General features: G+C 37.2%; 9 protein-coding genes. 7 read left to right on the top strand and 2 right to left on the bottom strand.

Features of this window, described 5'->3' with window-relative positions:
• Nucleotides 1-89: 89 nt before the first annotated feature.
• Together ACWA1B_RS05580 and ACWA1B_RS05575 are read right to left on the bottom strand one after the other, a co-directional pair.
• Nucleotides 90-809 (bottom strand): LytR/AlgR family response regulator transcription factor, encoded by a 720-nt coding sequence (locus ACWA1B_RS05580; RefSeq protein WP_456904890.1) that lies wholly within the window; start codon nucleotides 807-809, stop codon nucleotides 90-92.
• Nucleotides 796-1860, bottom strand: a complete 1065-nt coding sequence (locus tag ACWA1B_RS05575) for a sensor histidine kinase (RefSeq protein WP_456904888.1) — start codon at nucleotides 1858-1860, stop codon at nucleotides 796-798. Before ACWA1B_RS05575 ends, ACWA1B_RS05580 begins: the two co-directional genes overlap by 14 nt.
• 156 nt (nucleotides 1861-2016) lie before the next feature.
• Between ACWA1B_RS05575 and ACWA1B_RS05570 the strand changes: the two genes are divergently transcribed.
• From ACWA1B_RS05570 to ACWA1B_RS05540, 7 genes are all read left to right on the top strand, one after another.
• Nucleotides 2017-3867 (top strand): alpha-amylase family glycosyl hydrolase, encoded by a 1851-nt coding sequence (locus ACWA1B_RS05570; RefSeq protein WP_456904886.1) that lies wholly within the window; start codon nucleotides 2017-2019, stop codon nucleotides 3865-3867.
• A gap of 36 nt (nucleotides 3868-3903) precedes the next feature.
• Nucleotides 3904-6543 (top strand): DUF5916 domain-containing protein, encoded by a 2640-nt coding sequence (locus ACWA1B_RS05565; protein WP_456904884.1) that lies wholly within the window; start codon nucleotides 3904-3906, stop codon nucleotides 6541-6543.
• 403 nt (nucleotides 6544-6946) lie between these two features.
• Nucleotides 6947-7591, top strand: a complete 645-nt coding sequence (locus tag ACWA1B_RS05560; protein ID WP_456904882.1) for a carbonic anhydrase family protein — start codon at nucleotides 6947-6949, stop codon at nucleotides 7589-7591.
• A gap of 209 nt (nucleotides 7592-7800) precedes the next feature.
• Nucleotides 7801-8253 carry an Hsp20/alpha crystallin family protein gene (locus tag ACWA1B_RS05555; RefSeq protein ID WP_456904880.1) on the top strand — a complete coding sequence of 151 codons (453 nt, stop codon included), beginning with the start codon at nucleotides 7801-7803 and terminating at the stop codon, nucleotides 8251-8253.
• 857 nt (nucleotides 8254-9110) lie between these two features.
• Nucleotides 9111-10022: a PorP/SprF family type IX secretion system membrane protein gene (locus ACWA1B_RS05550; protein ID WP_456904878.1), complete on the top strand. Its 912-nt coding sequence runs from the start codon at nucleotides 9111-9113 to the stop codon at nucleotides 10020-10022.
• A gap of 11 nt (nucleotides 10023-10033) precedes the next feature.
• Nucleotides 10034-11977: an OmpA family protein gene (locus tag ACWA1B_RS05545; protein ID WP_456904876.1), complete on the top strand. Its 1944-nt coding sequence runs from the start codon at nucleotides 10034-10036 to the stop codon at nucleotides 11975-11977.
• A gap of 55 nt (nucleotides 11978-12032) precedes the next feature.
• The coding region (locus tag ACWA1B_RS05540; protein ID WP_456904874.1) for an Ig-like domain-containing protein at nucleotides 12033-18385 on the top strand (6353 nt) is incomplete at its 3' end.

The raw sequence follows: 18385 nt of genomic DNA, 5'->3' as shown, positions 1-18385 counted from the left end.
GACAACGGAGCATAAATGTACTGCAGGTCTTTATGACCTATTGCTTTGTATAGATGTATCATTGATTTTTGTAAAATATTACAAAAAACTTATTTTATAAACGAATTCAGGATATGACATACAGATGTATGATAAAACCTTCCTATAGGTAACTGTTTGTTTTTGATATTGATATTGTTTGTATTGTAACTTGTTATTTTATTTAAAGCCACTAAAAAAGAACGATGAATTCTGAAAAACAGACCTTCAGGTAATTTATCTTCCATTTCTGTAATAGATTGATAAGTTTTGTAGCAGTCAGTTGCAGTATAGATTAGTAAATAATTACCTTGAGATTCAAAATAGTCTATTTCTTCTAAAAAGAGTTTTATCATTTTCCTTTCACATTTTACAAAAATAAAAGGATTTTCGGTCTCTGTTTTTTTTGAATACAATACGATTTCATTTAATTCCCTAATTTTACTGTATTTGTTTATAGCTTTAGTAAAACGTTCGAAAGAAATAGGTTTTAAAATATAATCAATAGCCTCTAAATCAAATCCTTCAACAGCATATTCAGAGTAAGCTGTCGTGAAAATTATTGCGATTTCAGGAAGTACATTTCGGGCAAATTCTATTCCTGACTTTCCAGGAAGGTTAATATCCAGAAAAATAAGATCAATTTTTTGGGTTTTCAAAATATTTTGAGCACTTGTAACACTGGTAAATTTGCCCTTTAGATCCAAAAAATCAATTTTAGAAATATGAAGTTCTAACAAAATAGATGCTGGTAGCTCATCTTCAATTATAATACAGTTAACAATTGCCATCTTTTATTTTTAATTTTAAGGAAACAAAAAAGCTAGTAGTTTCATTTTTAATAGTTAAGATATGTTTTTCCGGATAGAGTAATTCTAATCTTCTTTTCACATTTGCAATCCCAATTCCACTATTGCAGTTTTCTGTTAAAGCATTAAGTTTTTCAGGCAGACTATTTTCAATTTTAACTGTAAACCAATCATCAGTTACGGTAATAGAAATAGTAATCCAGCCCTGATTATTTTCGTCTAAACAATATTTATAGCTATTTTCAATAAACGGCAGTACCAAAAAAGGTTCAATAGAATGATTTTCAATAGTTCCATAAACGCTAAAACTCAATTGAAGCTGATTGTCAAATCGTAATTGTTGCAATGCAATATAATTTTTGAGATAATCAATTTCGTTTTGCAGTGAGATACTTTTATTATTTACATCATAAATTGAAAACCGAAGCAGATCTGAAATTTTAAGAACAATCTCTGCAGAATCATTTGATTTGCTTAAGATCTTAGCATATAAACTGTTCAAGACATTGAATAAAAAATGAGGATGAAACTGATTTCTGAGAGAAGACAATTCAGCTTGTAGTTTCTCTGCTAATATTATTTGTACCTTATTTTTTTCTTCTCCTAAATGATAAAACAATTTAAATGCAATTGGAATTGTAACCACAAATTGCAATTTACTTACATTATATAAAAAAACCGGAGCTGATAAAAGAGGTTCAATTTTCCAGAAGGTTAAATAGTAACGCAGAATGATATAATTGTCAATTAATCGTTGCAGAAATGCAAAAAGCAGAATTAGAATGATGTAGGTAATAAAAAAAGCGAATGTTCTTTTTCGGAATAAAAGGCGGGGCATTAAAAGTTCGACTATAATAGCTACAAAGCACACTTTTGGCAAAACACTGTACCATTCGTTGCGGAGTGCCGTTATGAAATCTCCGGCTGGCAAACCCTGAATCAGACTAAACAGTAAAATATAACCCAGCCAATATAAAGTATAAAGTTTAATTTTCTGAGATCGATTTTCAGGATCGTAGGTTAGTACATTCATTTTGGTTGTGTTTTGTCTAAATGTAAAAATAGTGCTTTTGTTTCAATTGAAAATTGCTGTTTACAATACAAATCATGTCGTTTAAATAAGTTGCTTTTTTAAGCTAATAAAGAAAAATATCTTTCGCTAGTTATATTAATTTAAAAAAAGCCAAAGATGAATAAAAGATTACTTTTTTACTTGATTTTAATGCATTTAACCTTTGTGATGAATGCAAAAAACATTGATGTATATCCGACAAATTGGTGGGTCGGAATGAAAACAAATTCTATTCAGTTACTCATCCGCAGTACTGGAAATGCTTTCACATCTGATAATGTTACTATAAATTATCCTGGCATTAGAATTATAAAAACACATCAATTTTCGAATAAAAAATATTTGACAGTAGATATACAGATTTCTGCCGAAACTCTTCCAGGCAATGTTACAATTGAAGTTAATCAACAAGGAAAAAAACAAAAAATTAACTGGCCAATCTACAAGCGAAGATCGGGTAACGGAACGTTATATGCTCAAGGTGTAAATTCAGCTGACTTTATTGATCTTATTATGGTAGATCGTTTTAGTAATGGAGACGTAACTAATGATCATGTAAAAGGAATGAGAGATCAATCTTTAGACAGGAGTCAAATGTATGATCGTCATGGCGGTGATTTGCAAGGTGTAATTAACAATTTAGATTATTTGCAAGGATTGGGAATTACCACTTTATGGTTCACGCCAGTAATGGAAAATGATATGCTAAATAGAACAGAACATGGCTATGCAATTACAGATCATTATAAAATTGATGCACGTTATGGAGGAGATGAAGTCTATAAAAAATTAAGTAGTCAATTACACCAGCGTGGTATGAAACTTATTTTTGATGCTGTTTACAACCATTTTGGTCTTTATCATTTTCTTGAACAAGATCCGCCAGAAAATGACTGGGTTCATCGCTGGCCAGAGTATACCCAAACCAATTATCGAGAACAAACACTGTTTGATCCTTATGTAGCAAAATCAGATCAGAAAAAAATGAGCGATGGCTGGTTTGATAAAATCATGCCTGATATTAATCAGGATAATCCTTATATGGCTAACTTTTTAATTCAAAATTGTATTTGGCATATAGAGACCTTTGGTATTGATGGTATTCGTTTAGATACCTATACTTACAATGATTTAAATTTTGCAAATCGATGCAATGCAGCCATTTTAAATGAATTTCCTAAAATGACCATTTTTGGAGAAATTATGGTACATGGAGTTGCTAATCAGGCCTACTTTGAACAAAATAATATGGAAACTGCTTTCAAAAGCAATTTGCCTTCAGTTGTTGATTTCCAGAGTTTATATTACGGAATCATTCCCGCACTCACACAGCCATTCGGATGGACAGAGGGAGTGAATAAATTATATTATACACTTAGCAGTGATTTTTTAAGTAAAAATCCAATGCAAAAAGTATTGCTTTTAGACAATCATGATGAGCCGCGTTTCTTTTCAGTTGTTGGAGAAAATGTAGAGAAACAAAAAATGGGTTTTCAATGGTTGCTTACTTGTCGTGGAATTCCACAATTGTATTATGGCTCAGAAGTGTTGGTTAAAGGATTTAAAGCCCCAGATGGTTTAGTGCGCGCTGATTTTCCTGGTGGATGGACTACAGATGCTAAAAACGCCTTTACAAGAAAAGGTTTAACAGAGGCCGAAAAATCAACCCAGGATTTAGTTCGAAAACTAGCTAATTTCAGAAAAACTGCTTCAGCAATAACAACAGGAAAAATGATGCATTACATTCCAGTAGAGGGCTTGTATGTTTATTTCAGATATGATGAAAGGCAAACGATTATGTGTGTTATGAATACAAGTAACTCAGAAAAAGAAGTTGATTTTGAAAAGTATACTGAACGAACAAAAGGGTTTCGCTCGGCTAAAAATGTAGTGACAGATGAAGTCTTTTCAATAAAGAAGACCACAATTCCGGCTATGAGGATGTGGGTATTAGAATTAAATAAGTAATTCGGTTTCCTTCTGATGAAAATCAATTTTGTAAAAATGTGGAATATAATTTATTCAAAAAGAGTTTTGTTTTTAGTACTATTTATGTTTCAATTAGGTATTGGACAGCAAAAAAACAAAATCAACAAGAAAATATACACCACAAAATCCTTAGGAGATTTGACTGCTCCAGTCATTGATGGATATTTAACAGACGAAAGCTGGAATATTGTTGATTGGACGGGAGATTACATTGAAAATCTCCCTAACGAAAATACGAAACCTATCGAACAAACCAAATTTAAGATTGTATATGATAAAGAGTTTATTTATTTCGGTTTTAGATGTTATGATAAAGGCCCAAAAGGGATAGTTAAAAGGTTATCAAGACGTGATGGTTTTGAAGGAGATTGGATCGAAATCAATATCAGTAGCCATAATGATCAGCTTACGAGTTTTTCATTTGCGGCCTCTGTAGCAGGTGTAAAAAGCGATGGATTTATTTCGGACAATGGAAAAACGTGGGAAGGAAACTGGAATCCGATTTGGTATTTAAAAACTAATATTGATGATGAAGGATGGACTGCAGAAATCAAAATCCCATTAAGTCAGCTAAAATTCAGCGATGCCCCTGAACAAGTTTGGGGCCTTCAATCTACGCGAAGATATTTCAGAACAGAAGAACGCTCTGTTTGGCAACGAATTCCTCTTGATGCTCCTGGCTGGGTAAGTGAGTTTGGAGAATTACATGGTTTAATTGGTTTATCTCCCCAGAGACAAATAGAAATCCAGCCTTTTGTTCTTTCTAAATTAGAAACATATCCTCAAGAAGACGGAAATCCGTTTAAAACAGGAAAAGACTTTAAACTAAATGGTGGTTTGGATGCTAAAGTAGGGATCACCAATGACTTAACGCTGAACCTAACAATTAATCCTGATTTTGGACAAGTAGAAGCCGATCCTGCTGCAATCGTTTTGGATGGTTTTCAGGTTTTTTATGACGAGCGACGACCTTTTTTTGTTGAGAATAAAAATATTTTCAACTACACTTTTGCTGATGATCAGGATAATTTGTTTTATTCCCGCAGAATTGGCAGAAATCCCAACGGACAACCCAATATCCCTGATGGCGCTTTTATGACAATCCCGAATAATACAACTATTTTGGGAGCAGCAAAATTTAGTGGAAAAACAAAAAATGGCTGGTCAATTGGAATACTCGAAAGTGTAACGGATAAAGAGTATGCAAAAATTCAGGAAAATAATGAGAGAAGAGAAGTAATTGTAGAACCTTTAACCAATTATTTCGTTGGACGTGCTCAAAAAGATTTTAATAATAGAAAAAGTTATTTTGGAGTGATGTTTACAGGAACCAATCGAAATTTGGAGACTGATTATCTTCAATTTTTACATAAATCTGCTTATACAGCCGGAATTGATTTTAGGAATCAATGGAAAAACAGGAAGTATTACTTTAAAGGAAATTTTGTTATTAGCAAGGTTAATGGGAGCGAAGAAGCAATAACAGCCACACAAAGAAACATGACACATTTGTTTCAGCGTACAGATGCGGGACATTTGTCTGTCGATCCCAAAAAAACATCGCTGACAGGAACCGGAGGAAAATTTGAAATGGGAAAGGCAAGCATTGGAAACTGGCGTTATAAAGGATCTGTAATTTGGAGATCGCCGGAATTGGAATTAAACGATATTGGGTTTTTAAGACAAGCCGATGAAATTAAACAATACACTTTTCTGTCTTATGAGACCTTAAAACCCTTTGGTGCATTTAGAAAAATAGCAACCAGTTTAGAGCAGTTTTCAATCTTTGATTTTGAAGGAAATTATAATAAAATGCAATATACTTTGGGGTCTGATGCTATGTTAAAAAACAATTGGAATATTGTAGTTTCTGCTATTTATAAGCCTGTAAACTATTCTAATTCGATTTTGCAGGGTGGCCCGAGATTTAGATATTCTGAAGACTTTTTTAAATCAGTTAGTGTTTCATCAGACAGCAGGAAAAAATTGCGATATAGTATTGCTCTATATGATAACAAAGGGAAAGATAATTCTTTTTCATATTCAGAGCTTAACCTCGGATTAATCTATCAGCCTGTTAATTCTTTTATGCTTTCTATCAATCCGGTTTTGTCTTCAAATAAAAATAAATTGCAGTACATTACTGAGACTAATTTTAATAAAGAAGCAAGATATATTACGGCCAATTTAACTCAGAATACATTAAGTGCTTCCATTCGATTTGACTATAATATAAACCCGAATTTAACTATTCAGTATTATGGACAACCTTTTATTTCGAGAGGACGGTATAACCATTTTAATAAAGTAATAAATCCTGTTGCGAAATATTATGGTGACCGTATAAGCTTGTTTAATCAAAATCAGATTGAATTTAATGAGACTAAAAATAGGTATGAAATAGATGAAGATACAAATGACACAGTCGATTATACTATTTCGAATCCTGATTTTTCTTTTGTACAATTCCGGTCTAATTTAGTAGCGCGTTGGGAATATATTCCCGGTTCAGAACTATTTTTAGTGTGGTCACAAGGAATAACAGGAAACGGAAATCCGAATGAAAATTTAGTAACAGAATTAGATTCTCTTCTTTTAGGACGAAAACCTACTAATACTTTTTTGATAAAAATGACCTACCGTTTTATGTTTTAGTCGGAAAGACTATTCAAATTGAAAAATCTTTCTTTGTTAATAAGATAAAAAGACGTCAATTGCCTTCAATTGGCGCCTTTTGGCTGTGAGAAAGTTCTAGGCAACTTCGTGTTTTTCATGACAGAAATTTTGCTGTGTTTCGTCACAATTTTACCCCTATCATTGAGTCAGAGATGGAGAAGAGAAAGAACAAACTGGAGACAATTTGTAGATTTGATGAGACCGCGCTTGCTCTCAAAGACTAAAATAAGGGAATATACATATCTCAACAGTATTGTTTAAGAGGCCCCAGAGATTTATATGTGTAAATCATTCTGTAAATTGTCTGGTTAACTTTTAAATTACAAATTCTTATATTTGGATCGGAGACATGCAATAGAATCACATTTAAAACCAATCATAAATGAAAACATTGACCAAAGAAATGCAGGCCGCAATAACTCCTTCTAAGGCTTTAGAACTTTTAAAGGAAGGAAACCAGAGATTTGTAAGCAATCTAAAAATAAACCGTAATCTTTTGCAACAGGCCAATGAAACTTCAGACGGACAGCATCCCTTCGCTGTAATTCTGAGCTGTATAGACAGCCGAACTTCTGCGGAATTAATTTTTGACCAGGGACTTGGGGATATTTTCAGTGTGCGTATCGCCGGAAACATTATCAACGAGGACATCCTGGGCAGTATGGAATTTGGCTGTAAAGTGGCTGGATCAAAAATTATTGTTGTATTAGGCCATACAAAATGCGGTGCAGTAAAAGGTGCTTGTGACCATGTTGAAATGGGTAACCTGACGGCACTACTGACCAAAATAAGACCAGCGGTGGATGATGAAACGCAGACAAAAGAAAACCGCAATTCAGGCAATGCTTCTTTTGTAGAGAATGTGTCGGCCATCAATGTTAAACGTACCGTAAAATCAATAATGGAACGCAGTCCAATTTTAAAAGAAATGATTGAAAATGGTGAAATTGGAATTGTTGGGGGATCGCACGACATTACTACGGGTGAAGTAACATTTTTTCCTGACACTATTAAATTCGGATTATAAAAAAAAACAAAAGCAGTGATGTTTTCTTAACATTAAAAATAAGTACTGTCAAAAAAAGGCATTCTTAATAGATTAAAATGACATTTTTTCATTATTTATTATGATAAATTGTCAGAATTAGGAGATGGCATATTTTTTGTTTTTTTTCTGTTGCACACCTTTGTGCAAGTTCAAAAATTTATTGTACAACAATTTTAAAAATTACTGTTATGAATCTTATTAAAAGAAACGGAGGCCGCGTGCCGGCTTTCCAGCGTTTGTTTTTTGATGATGTTTTTGGCCGCGATCTTTTCAATTGGGAAAACAACAATTTTTCAACCACAAGTACCACACTTCCGTCGGTAAATATTAAAGAAACTGACGAGAATTATGAAGTAGAAGTTGCGGCTCCCGGCATGAACAAGGAAGACTTCAAGGTTACCCTTGATAATGGACAACTGCTTATATCTTCATTTAAGCAAGAGCAAGTAAATAAAGAGGAAGAAAATTACACGCGCAGAGAGTTCAGTTATCAATCTTTCCAGAGAAGTTTTATGCTTCCTAAAAATGTCGTGGACGAAGATGGAATTCGTGCCCGTTACGAAAATGGAATTTTACTGCTGTCTATTCCTAAATTGGAGCAAGCCAGACAAAAGTCAATAAGGATGATTGAGATTTCTTAATTTTTACCCATGCTACCAAAAGCTGCCTATTAAAGGCAGCTTTTTTTATGATTTAAAATACGTGGTCACATATATTTACTGATGCCTGATAAAAGTAATAGGGGATGAAATATTAAAGCGAAATATGTATGATTAATTTTCTGTACATCTTCGCAAAAAAGAGATAAATGATCAATATAGTATTTTTTATGTTAAAATTTAAAAAAAAACCATATTGTAAAACATTGGTAATCAATATTAATTATTTAGTTTTGTAAGAGGTTTAATACTATTATTGGAGTTTTTGAATTTTCGTAACCAGAAATTTTTATATAATAGTATGATTGAGCGAGTGGATTAACTACTCAAATTTTGAATCTTTAGAGATTTTAAAATTATTTTCTTTGATTTTTTTTAAGTAGACTGTTAACCAAGACTCATTGTAAAAGAAATGATATGAGAACTAGATTTCCTTATTTTATCTGATCAATAAAATGAGTGTATTATTAATTGAATTTCTGCCCTCAAATTTTTTTGCCTACCCCATCATAAATCAATTCATGATAAACTCATTTTGTCATGAATTTTTGGCCCCACTTTTTTTAAGTCATTTAAGTATTTATTAGAATTTAAAATTATTTATCAGCCAAACCAATTTAAGCCTTTTGATAAAGTGTTGATTCACTTTATATTTTCCAAACCGAATATTATACTCCTAAAAATTTTATCATTTCCCTTTAGTCTAATCTGTAAGATTCCAATAAACCTATTGGAACTGATTTGACTAATCAAACATGTATTCTATTGATTTTGTTGAAGAACCTTAGTTCTTATGACTAATTCGTCATGCCTTAATGTTAAATTTTAAAATTTGAAAGATGAGGAAAAAACTACTTTTTTACGTATTTCTATTTGGATATTGCGGCAGTTATGCACAGCAGGATGCGCAGTTTACGCAATATATGTATAACACAATAAACATAAATCCTGCCTATGCCGGTTCTCGCGGCGTGCTGAGTATTTTTGCTTTGCATCGCGATCAATGGGTAGGGTTAGATGGTGCACCAAAAACAAATACAATTTCTGTAAATACTCCAATAAACAATAGCAATATTGGACTTGGCGCATCTTTAGTCAACGATAAAATTGGGCCTACAAATGAGAATGAGTTTTCTGTAGATTTGTCCTATACTATTCCTACATCAGAAACCTGGAAGCTTTCTTTCGGGATAAAAGGTTCAGTAGACGTCTTTAATCTTGATGCAAGTAAACTAAATCCTGAAAATCAAGGTGATCCTCAATTTCAAAATTTAGACAGCGATGTATCTCCCAATGTAGGAGCTGGAATTTATTGGCATTCAGACCGAGCTTATATTGGATTGTCTGTCCCCAACTTTATTCAAACCAACAGATATGACGACAATGATGTAGCAATTTATAAAGACAAAATAAATTACTACTTGATAGGCGGCTACGTTTTTAATTTTTCTCAAGAAATAAAATTTAAACCAGCACTGTTGACAAAAATGGTTGAAGGAGCACCACTTCAGGTCGATGTATCTGCTAACTTTTTATTCTTTGAAAAACTGACATTAGGCGTTGCCTATCGTTGGGACGCCGCCGTGAGTGCTTTGGCAGGATTTCAAATCACAGATGGATTATATGTTGGTTACGGCTACGATCAGGAAACCACCCAATTAAGAAACTATAATTCTGGTTCGCACGAAATATTTCTGCGCTATGAATTCTTCATAAATAATGGCAAAATCACAACTCCTCGTTTCTTCTAATAAAAAGTATCATGAAAAACTATACACTACTTTTCCTTACAGTTGTAAGTACTTTTTCTTTTGGCAGTTATGCGCAGCAAGCCAAAGTAAATTCCGGAGATAAAAAATATGATAATTATGCTTATGTCGATGCGATAAAAACATACGAAAAAGTAGCAAATAAAGGATATAAATCTGAGGACATGTTTAAAAAACTAGGAAATTCCTATTATTTTAATTCAGATTTCTCAGGCGCAGCAAAATGGTACGGTGAGCTGTTTGCAATGAATAAAGCTGTTGAACAAGAGTATTATTACAGATATGCGCAATCGTTAAAATCAATCGGCGAAGTAAGCAAAGCAAATAAGCTTATGGACGATTTTTATCTTCAATCAAAAAATGATAACAGAGGCAAGCTTTATAAAGAAGATATAAACTATTTAGAGGTTATAAAAGCAAATTCTGGACGATATAAAATTGAAGATGCAGGGGTAAATAGCAAGTATTCAGACTACGGATCATTTGTTTATAACAACAAGCTCTATTTTGCTTCTGCTAGAGATACTGGAAATTTTACGCAGCGTAAACATAAATGGACTGGCGAATATTTTACTAATATTTATGATGCAGATATTAATCCGGAATCTGGAAAAACGACAAAAGTTAATAAGTTTAAATCTGCGATAAATACAAAATTTCATGAAGCGTCTCCGGTTTTTACACGTGATGGAAAAACAGTTTATTTTACCAGAAATAATTACCTCAACGGAAAAAAGGGAAAAGATGAGAGTAGAAGTACTTTTATCAAAATTTATAAAGCCACATTAGATAAAAATAATAAATGGTCAAATATCACCGAACTTCCTTTTAATAGTAATAATTACAGTGCAGCTCATCCTGCTTTAAGTCCTGACGAAAAAACACTTTATTTTGCTTCTGATATGCCGGGCACAATCGGGCAGTCCGATTTGTATAAAGTAAGCATAAATCCAAATGGCGGTTATGGTCCACCAGAAAATCTTGGCACTACAATCAATACAGAAGGAAAAGAAACATTCCCTTATCTAACAAATGAAAATGAAATTTATTTTTCATCAGATGGTCGTCCCGGCCTGGGAGGTTTGGATGTATTTGCAGCCAATATTGATTCAAATGGCAAAATAAGCAATATCCAAAATGTAGGTGCTGATGTTAATTCTCCTAAAGATGATTTTGCTTACATCATTGACCCAGTATCCAGAAGAGGTTATTTTAGTTCAAATAAAGATGGTGGCCAGGGTTCTGATGATATCTACAGTTTCTTAGAAACGAGAAGACTTAATTGTATTCAGGAACTTTATGGTGTCATTACCGATGCTGAAACTGCAATCGTTTTGCCTGGAACTAAAGTCACTTTATTTGACGATCAGATGGTAGTTGTAAATACTATGGTCTCAGATAATTCAGGAAATTATTCTTTTTCTGTAGAATGTGGCAAAACATATCACGTGAGAGCCGAAAAATCAGACTATACTACAAAAGAAATACCAGTTACGATTGAAAAAACAAGTGGTAAAACAAGTTTGCCAATTGCATTAGAGAAATCCATATGCAGGGTAACTGTTGGTGATGATTTGGGTAAATGTTTTGGTATAAAAATGATATACTTTGATTTAGATAAATCTAATATTAGGGCGGAAGCAGCCATAGATTTAGAAAAAATATTGGTTGTTTTAAATGACTATCCTGCGATGAAACTTGATATTCGTTCGCATACAGACAGTAGAGCAACACACCAATACAACGAAGCTTTATCTGACAGAAGAGCAAAATCGACAATTAATTGGCTCATTAAGAATGGTATTGCTGCAAATCGATTAACTGGAAAAGGATACGGGGAGACACAGCTTGTCAATAAATGCGCAGATGGAGTTCAATGTACTGAAGAAGAACATCAAGCCAACAGACGAAGCGAATTTATTATTACTGCTTTATAATTCTGATTAAGGCTTATTTGAAAGAAAAAATATAGAACATTAAAATTTATCGATAATGAAAAATAAATTTAAAATCTTATTAGTATTTGTTACAGTGTTTTTAATAACAAGTGTATCTGCTCAAACGAATTACAGTTTTTCAATTGCTGATATTTTAAGTTCAATGCCAAACGGAAAAAGAATGCCTGATGGAACTATTGTAAAAGCACAGCTAATAACTACAGGCGGCGCAACACATTCTACAGGTACAGCGGGCTCAGGAACAGCAGGACCAGATATTGGCGGATTATTTACCGGAGTTACGCTTCCGGCTTATGTTGGAGATAGGACTCCTTCAAATTTCACTAAAATTCAAATGGCAAATACTCAAAATGCTGATAATGGAGTAGGGAATAACTGTAGCTCCAGCATTGGTTTTAGAATTTATTTCAGCAGACCTATCTCCAGTATCAATTTTCTTGCTTTAGACATTGATGGAGTTCATGGCACTCCCAATGGAAATGCTGAATGGGTTGCTTTTTTTGGCTACGATGGCAATACTTATGTTCCTTACATTATTAGCGGACCAACAACACAACTTACCAATCAATCAATCAATACCTCTGCAGCAGGTCATAGCTGGAGGACTTTAATAAGCAATTCAATTGGAGCTACCGCTGCCGCTGCATTGCCTAATAATATGACTATTAGAAGACAAACAACTAATGGAGGATCTGGAACACCTGATGATCTAAACCATCAGGTGTTATTTACTCCACCATCAACGACGACCAAAGTAACGGATTTCTTTTTGATGACAGGAATTTGGAGTGTTACGGGGCAGTCCAATGTTCAGGCATCAGGTTTAAGTCCAATAGTAATTACAATAAGTTCAGATTTTGGAGATGCACCAGATAGTTACAAAACATTGCTTGCCTCAGGTGGGCCTTCTCATGGCGTTGTGGGAACACTAATATTAGGGGATAATAATTATACAGAACCCGATGGTTCGCCATCTGTATTGGCAGACGCTTCCATTGATGATGATGGAATTCAGACAATTCCTCCATTGACAAACAACGGACAATTAATCAGCAGTTATACCGTAGCTACTAGTTATCACAATAATACTGGGCTTCCAGCAAATTTTGCGGCATGGATTGATTGGAATAACGATGGCATATTTCAGCCAGAGGAAGGAACTACCGCAACAACGCCGGCAGGAACATTGTCAGGAAGCGTAAACCTTACATGGAATAATGTTACTTTAACCAATACATCCGGACATGCAAAAACATATCTTAGGGTGCGAGTAACCACAGAAGTTATAACGACTGCTGATTCTGGCGGTGCTTTTATGGATGGTGAAGTCGAAGATTATGCTATTGGGCTTCCAGCTGCAACGCCTGATTTTGCCTGTTTTAATGTTGGTTCACCTTCTGGTCTGATTAATGTACTCTCTAATGACACTACAGGAGAAGTTATTGTCCCACTTACAACAGGATTAGTGAATCCCGGCACAGCAACAAATGTTGTTGTAGATGTTTTTGGCGATATAATACAAATGACTATTCCAGGAGATGGAATATGGAAAATCAATACATCTGGACAAGTAACTTTTGAACCAGAATCGAGCAGTGTAATAAGTCCAACGCCAATTGCTTATAATGGAAGAGATGCAGATGGGAATATATCTAACAATGCGTTAATTACATTAACCGCCGCAAGTATTCCAGTAGATACAACCGTATCATCTCAGGGGTGTTTTCCAACTACACTAACAGCAACCGCCAGTGTTCCCGCTGGTCAGTCTGTTGTTTGGTATGATGCCGCTACGGGGGGCAATATCGTAGCTTCTCCAACTCTTAGTGCTGTTGGTACTATTACTTATTATGCACAAGGAAATAATGGTACATGTGTCACAGCAGTGCGGACTCCTGTAACTTTGACCATAACTGCGCCACCAAATGCAGGAAATTTGTCAGGAACGCAAAATATTTGCCAGGGAACAACGACCACTTTTAGTTCAGATGGTGATGCAGGGGGGACATGGTCTAGTCTTGACCCTACAATTGCTTCTGTAGACAGCAGTGGAATAATTACGGGATTATTAGCTGGCACTACAACAATAAGTTATACAATAACTGGAACGGGCGGATGCACAAATGTCTTCGCAACAAGAACCGTTACTGTCGAAGATGCTGCAGAATCGGGTACTATATCAGGAAACCAAGATATTTGCGTTGGTGGTACTTCTGCATTAATTTCGAGCGGTACCCCTGGAGGGCTATGGGAAAGTGAAGATATTACTATTGCAACGGTAGATGCAAGCGGACTAGTGACGGGAGTTGCGAGAGGTACTGTAAATATAAAATACACCATTATACAGACTGGCACCTGTACCGTTATACCTTCAACTTATGCGGTTAATATTATTCAAGTAAATCCCGGTACTTTATCAGGAAATCAAAATGTTTGTATAGGAGAAACAACAACGTTTACTACAAATGGAGATTCTGGTGGAGACTGGACTGTTGACAATGCAACAATAGCTTCTGTAGATGCAAATGGTGTAATTACGGGTAACTCAACTGGAACCGCTACAATTACCTATACTGTAAATAGTGTCAGCGGCTGTCCTTCTGCTTTTACAACAAGGACAGTAACAGTAAATGTAAATCCGCCTGCCTCAGCTGCAGATATTACAGGAAATAATACTGAAATATGCCCAGGAGGTACAGCTTCCTTGACGGTAAGTTCTTCAGTAACCAATCCTGTATTTACGTGGTATGCTGATCAAACCACTACAAGTGTACTTAGTACTGGACCAACGTATAATGTACAACCCGTTTCAACAGCAACTTATTATGTGAGTGTGAAAGGAGATGCTATTTGTGAAAATGATCCGAATACGAGAAAAGCGATAACTGTAACGGTAAATACTTTGGGATTGGCTTCAGATATAACGGCTAGTGATTTAGCAATTTGCGCTGGTTCTGCGGCTTTTTTGACAGCTTCATCTTCCAGTGTCACTACTCCTATATTTAGATGGTACGCCGATCAGACGACCGCAACGGTGCTCAGCACTGGAGCTACCTACAGTCCGACGCCGGCAAATACCACTACGTATTATGTCAGTATAAGTGGAGACGGTGTCTGCGAAAATAGTATTAATACCAGAAAAGCAGTTGTAGTAACAGTAAATTCATTGGCTACATCATCTGATATAGCTGCCGATAATCAAGAAATTTGTGGAGGCTCTACTGCTTCTTTGACCGCTTCTTCACGTATTGCTTCACCGGTCTTCAGATGGTATGCTGATCAAACTACTTCAACAGTATTGAGTACTGGAGCCACATATAATGTTTCACCAGTGTCTACTACTACGTATTATGTAAGTGTTGCTGGTACAGGAGTTTGTGAGAATGCTATTAATACAAGAAAAGCTGTGACAGTTACAGTTAACGGCTTAGCAACAGTTACCGATATAGTAGCTACAGATATCACAGCTTGTCCAAATGATGTAGTTGTTTTGACAGCTTCATCGACTACAGTGACTACTCCAGTATTCAGATGGTATGTTGACCAGACGACAACAACTATACTTCATAATGGAGCAACTTTCAGTCCCTCACCAGGTTCAACTACGACTTATTATGTGAGTGTGAGCGGGGATGGAGTTTGTGAAAATGCTCAAAATTCCAGAAAGGCGGTGACAGTGACAATCAATCCATTAGCGACGGACGCAGATATAATTGTGGCTGATCAGACTATTTGTTCGGGTGAGATTGCAGTTTTAACCGCATCATCATCTCTTATTAATCCTGAGTTCATTTGGTATGCGAATCAAACATCTTTGACGCCACTTTCAATAGGAGAAATCTATGGTCCTTCTCCGACATCAACGACCACTTATTATGTGAGTGTAAGCGGAGACGGGGTTTGCGAGAATGCCATCAATACCAGAAAAGCGGTAGTGGTGACGGTAAATCCTTTGGGACTTGATTCTGATATTACAGCCTCGGACGCTGCGATCTGTGCGGGTTCACCAGCCACGCTTACGGCTTCATCTGCTACAGTCACCACTCCGGTCTTCAGATGGTACGCCGACCAGACGACCGCAACGGTGCTCAGCACTGGAGATACTTATACTGTAACTCCGGCATCAACAACGACTTATTATGTCAGCGTAAGCGGGGATTCCGTTTGTGAAAACGCCATCAATACCAGAAAGGCGGTAGTGGTGACGGTAAATCCTTTGGGACTTGATTCTGATATTACAGCCTCGGACAGCACGATCTGTGCGGGTTCACCAGCCACGCTGACGGCTTCATCTGCTACAGTCACCACTCCGGTCTTCAGATGGTACGCCGACCAGACCACAACAACCGTTTTAAGCACTGGAGCTACCTACAGTCCGACGCCGGCAAATACCACTACGTATTATGTGAGCGTGAGCGGTGATGGGGTCTGCGAGAATGCTATCAATACCAGAAAGGCGGTAGTGGTGACGGTAAATCCTTTGGGACTTGATTCTGATATTACAGCCTCGGACGCTGCGATCTGTGCGGGTTCACCAGCCACGCTTACGGCTTCATCTGCTACAGTCACCACTCCGGTCTTCAGATGGTACGCCGACCAGACGACCGCAACGGTGCTCAGCACGGGAGATACTTATACTGTAACTCCGGCATCAACAACGACTTATTATGTCAGCGTTAGCGGGGATTCCGTTTGTGAAAACGCCATCAATACCAGAAAAGCGGTAGTGGTGACGGTAAATCCTTTGGGACTTGATTCTGATATTACAGCCCCGGACGCTACGATCTGTGCGGGTTCACCAGCCACGCTGACGGCTTCATCTGCTACAGTCACCACTCCGGTCTTCAGATGGTACGCCGACCAGACCACCGCAACGGTGCTCAGCACTGGAGCTACCTACAGTCCGATGCCTGCAACAACCACTACGTATTATGTGAGCGTGAGCGGTGACGGGGTCTGTGAGAATGCCGTCAATACCAGAAAGGCGGTAGTGGTGACGGTAAATCCTTTGGGAATTGATTCTGATATTACAGCCTCGGACAGCACGATCTGTGCGGGTTCACCAGCCACGCTGACGGCTTCATCCACTACAGTCACCACTCCGGTCTTCAGATGGTACGCCGACCAGACGACCACAACGGTGCTCAGCACTGGAGATACTTATACTGTAACTCCTGCAACAACAACGACTTATTATGTGAGCGTGAGCGGGGATTCCGTTTGCGAGAATGCCATCAATACCAGAAAGGCGGTAGTGGTGACGGTAAATCCTTTGGGACTTGATTCTGATATTACAGCCTTGGACGCTACGATCTGTGCGGGTTCACCAGCCACGCTGACGGCTTCATCTGCTACAGTCACCACTCCGGTCTTCAGATGGTACGCCGACCAGACGACCACAACGGTGCTCAGCACGGGAGATATTTATACTGTAACTCCGGCATCAACAACGACTTATTATGTGAGCGTGAGCGGGGATGCTGTGTGCGAGAATGCCATCAATACCAGAAAAGCGGTAGTGGTGACGGTAAATCCTTTGGGACTTGATTCTGATATTACAGCCTTGGACGCTACGATCTGTGCGGGTTCACCAGCTACCCTGACGGCTTCATCTGCTACAGTCACCACTCCGGTCTTAAGATGGTACGCCGACCAGACTACAACAACCGTTTTAAGCACTGGAGATACTTATACTGTAATTCCGGCATCAACAACGACTTATTATGTGAGCGTGAGCGGTGATGGGGTCTGCGAGAATGCCATCAATACCAGAAAAGCGGTAGTGGTGACGGTAAATCCTTTGGGACTTGATTCTGATATTACAGCCTTGGACGCTACGATCTGTGCGGGTTCACCAGCCACGCTGACGGCTTCATCTGCTACAGTCACCACTCCGGTCTTCAGATGGTACGCCGACCAGACGACCACAACGGTGCTCAGCACGGGAGATACTTATACTGTAACTCCGGCATCAACAACGACTTATTATGTGAGCGTGAGCGGTGATGGGGTCTGCGAGAATGCCATCAATACCAGAAAAGCGGTAGTGGTGACGGTAAATCCTTTGGGACTTGATTCTGATATTACAGCCTTGGACGCTACGATCTGTGCGGGTTCACCAGCTACCCTGACGGCTTCATCCACTACAGTCACCACTCCGGTCTTCAGATGGTACGCCGACCAGACTACAACAACCGTTTTAAGCACTGGAGATACTTATACTGTAATTCCGGCATCAACAACGACTTATTATGTGAGTGTAAGCGGAGACGGGGTATGCGAGAATGCCATCAATACCAGAAAGGCGGTAGTGGTGACGGTAAATCCTTTGGGACTTGATTCTGATATTACAGCCTCGGACAGCACGATCTGTGCGGGTTCACCAGC

The sequence above is a fragment of the Flavobacterium xizangense genome (assembly GCF_054075145.1).
The sequence above is the reverse complement of the archived record's forward strand: the minus strand, read 5'-3'. Positions and strand labels throughout refer to the sequence as shown.

What these genes read in the sequence shown, in the direction of transcription:
- ACWA1B_RS05565 (WP_456904884.1), top strand. Translation starts at nt 3,904, where the DNA reads ATGTGGAATATAATTTATTCAAAAAGAGTTTTGTTTTTAGTACTATTT.
- ACWA1B_RS05575 (WP_456904888.1), bottom strand. Translation starts at nt 1,860, where the DNA reads ATGAATGTACTAACCTACGATCCTGAAAATCGATCTCAGAAAATTAAA.
- ACWA1B_RS05580 (WP_456904890.1), bottom strand. Translation starts at nt 809, where the DNA reads ATGGCAATTGTTAACTGTATTATAATTGAAGATGAGCTACCAGCATCT.
- ACWA1B_RS05570 (WP_456904886.1), top strand. Translation starts at nt 2,017, where the DNA reads ATGAATAAAAGATTACTTTTTTACTTGATTTTAATGCATTTAACCTTT.
- ACWA1B_RS05560 (WP_456904882.1), top strand. Translation starts at nt 6,947, where the DNA reads ATGAAAACATTGACCAAAGAAATGCAGGCCGCAATAACTCCTTCTAAG.
- ACWA1B_RS05545 (WP_456904876.1), top strand. Translation starts at nt 10,034, where the DNA reads ATGAAAAACTATACACTACTTTTCCTTACAGTTGTAAGTACTTTTTCT.
- ACWA1B_RS05555 (WP_456904880.1), top strand. Translation starts at nt 7,801, where the DNA reads ATGAATCTTATTAAAAGAAACGGAGGCCGCGTGCCGGCTTTCCAGCGT.
- ACWA1B_RS05550 (WP_456904878.1), top strand. Translation starts at nt 9,111, where the DNA reads ATGAGGAAAAAACTACTTTTTTACGTATTTCTATTTGGATATTGCGGC.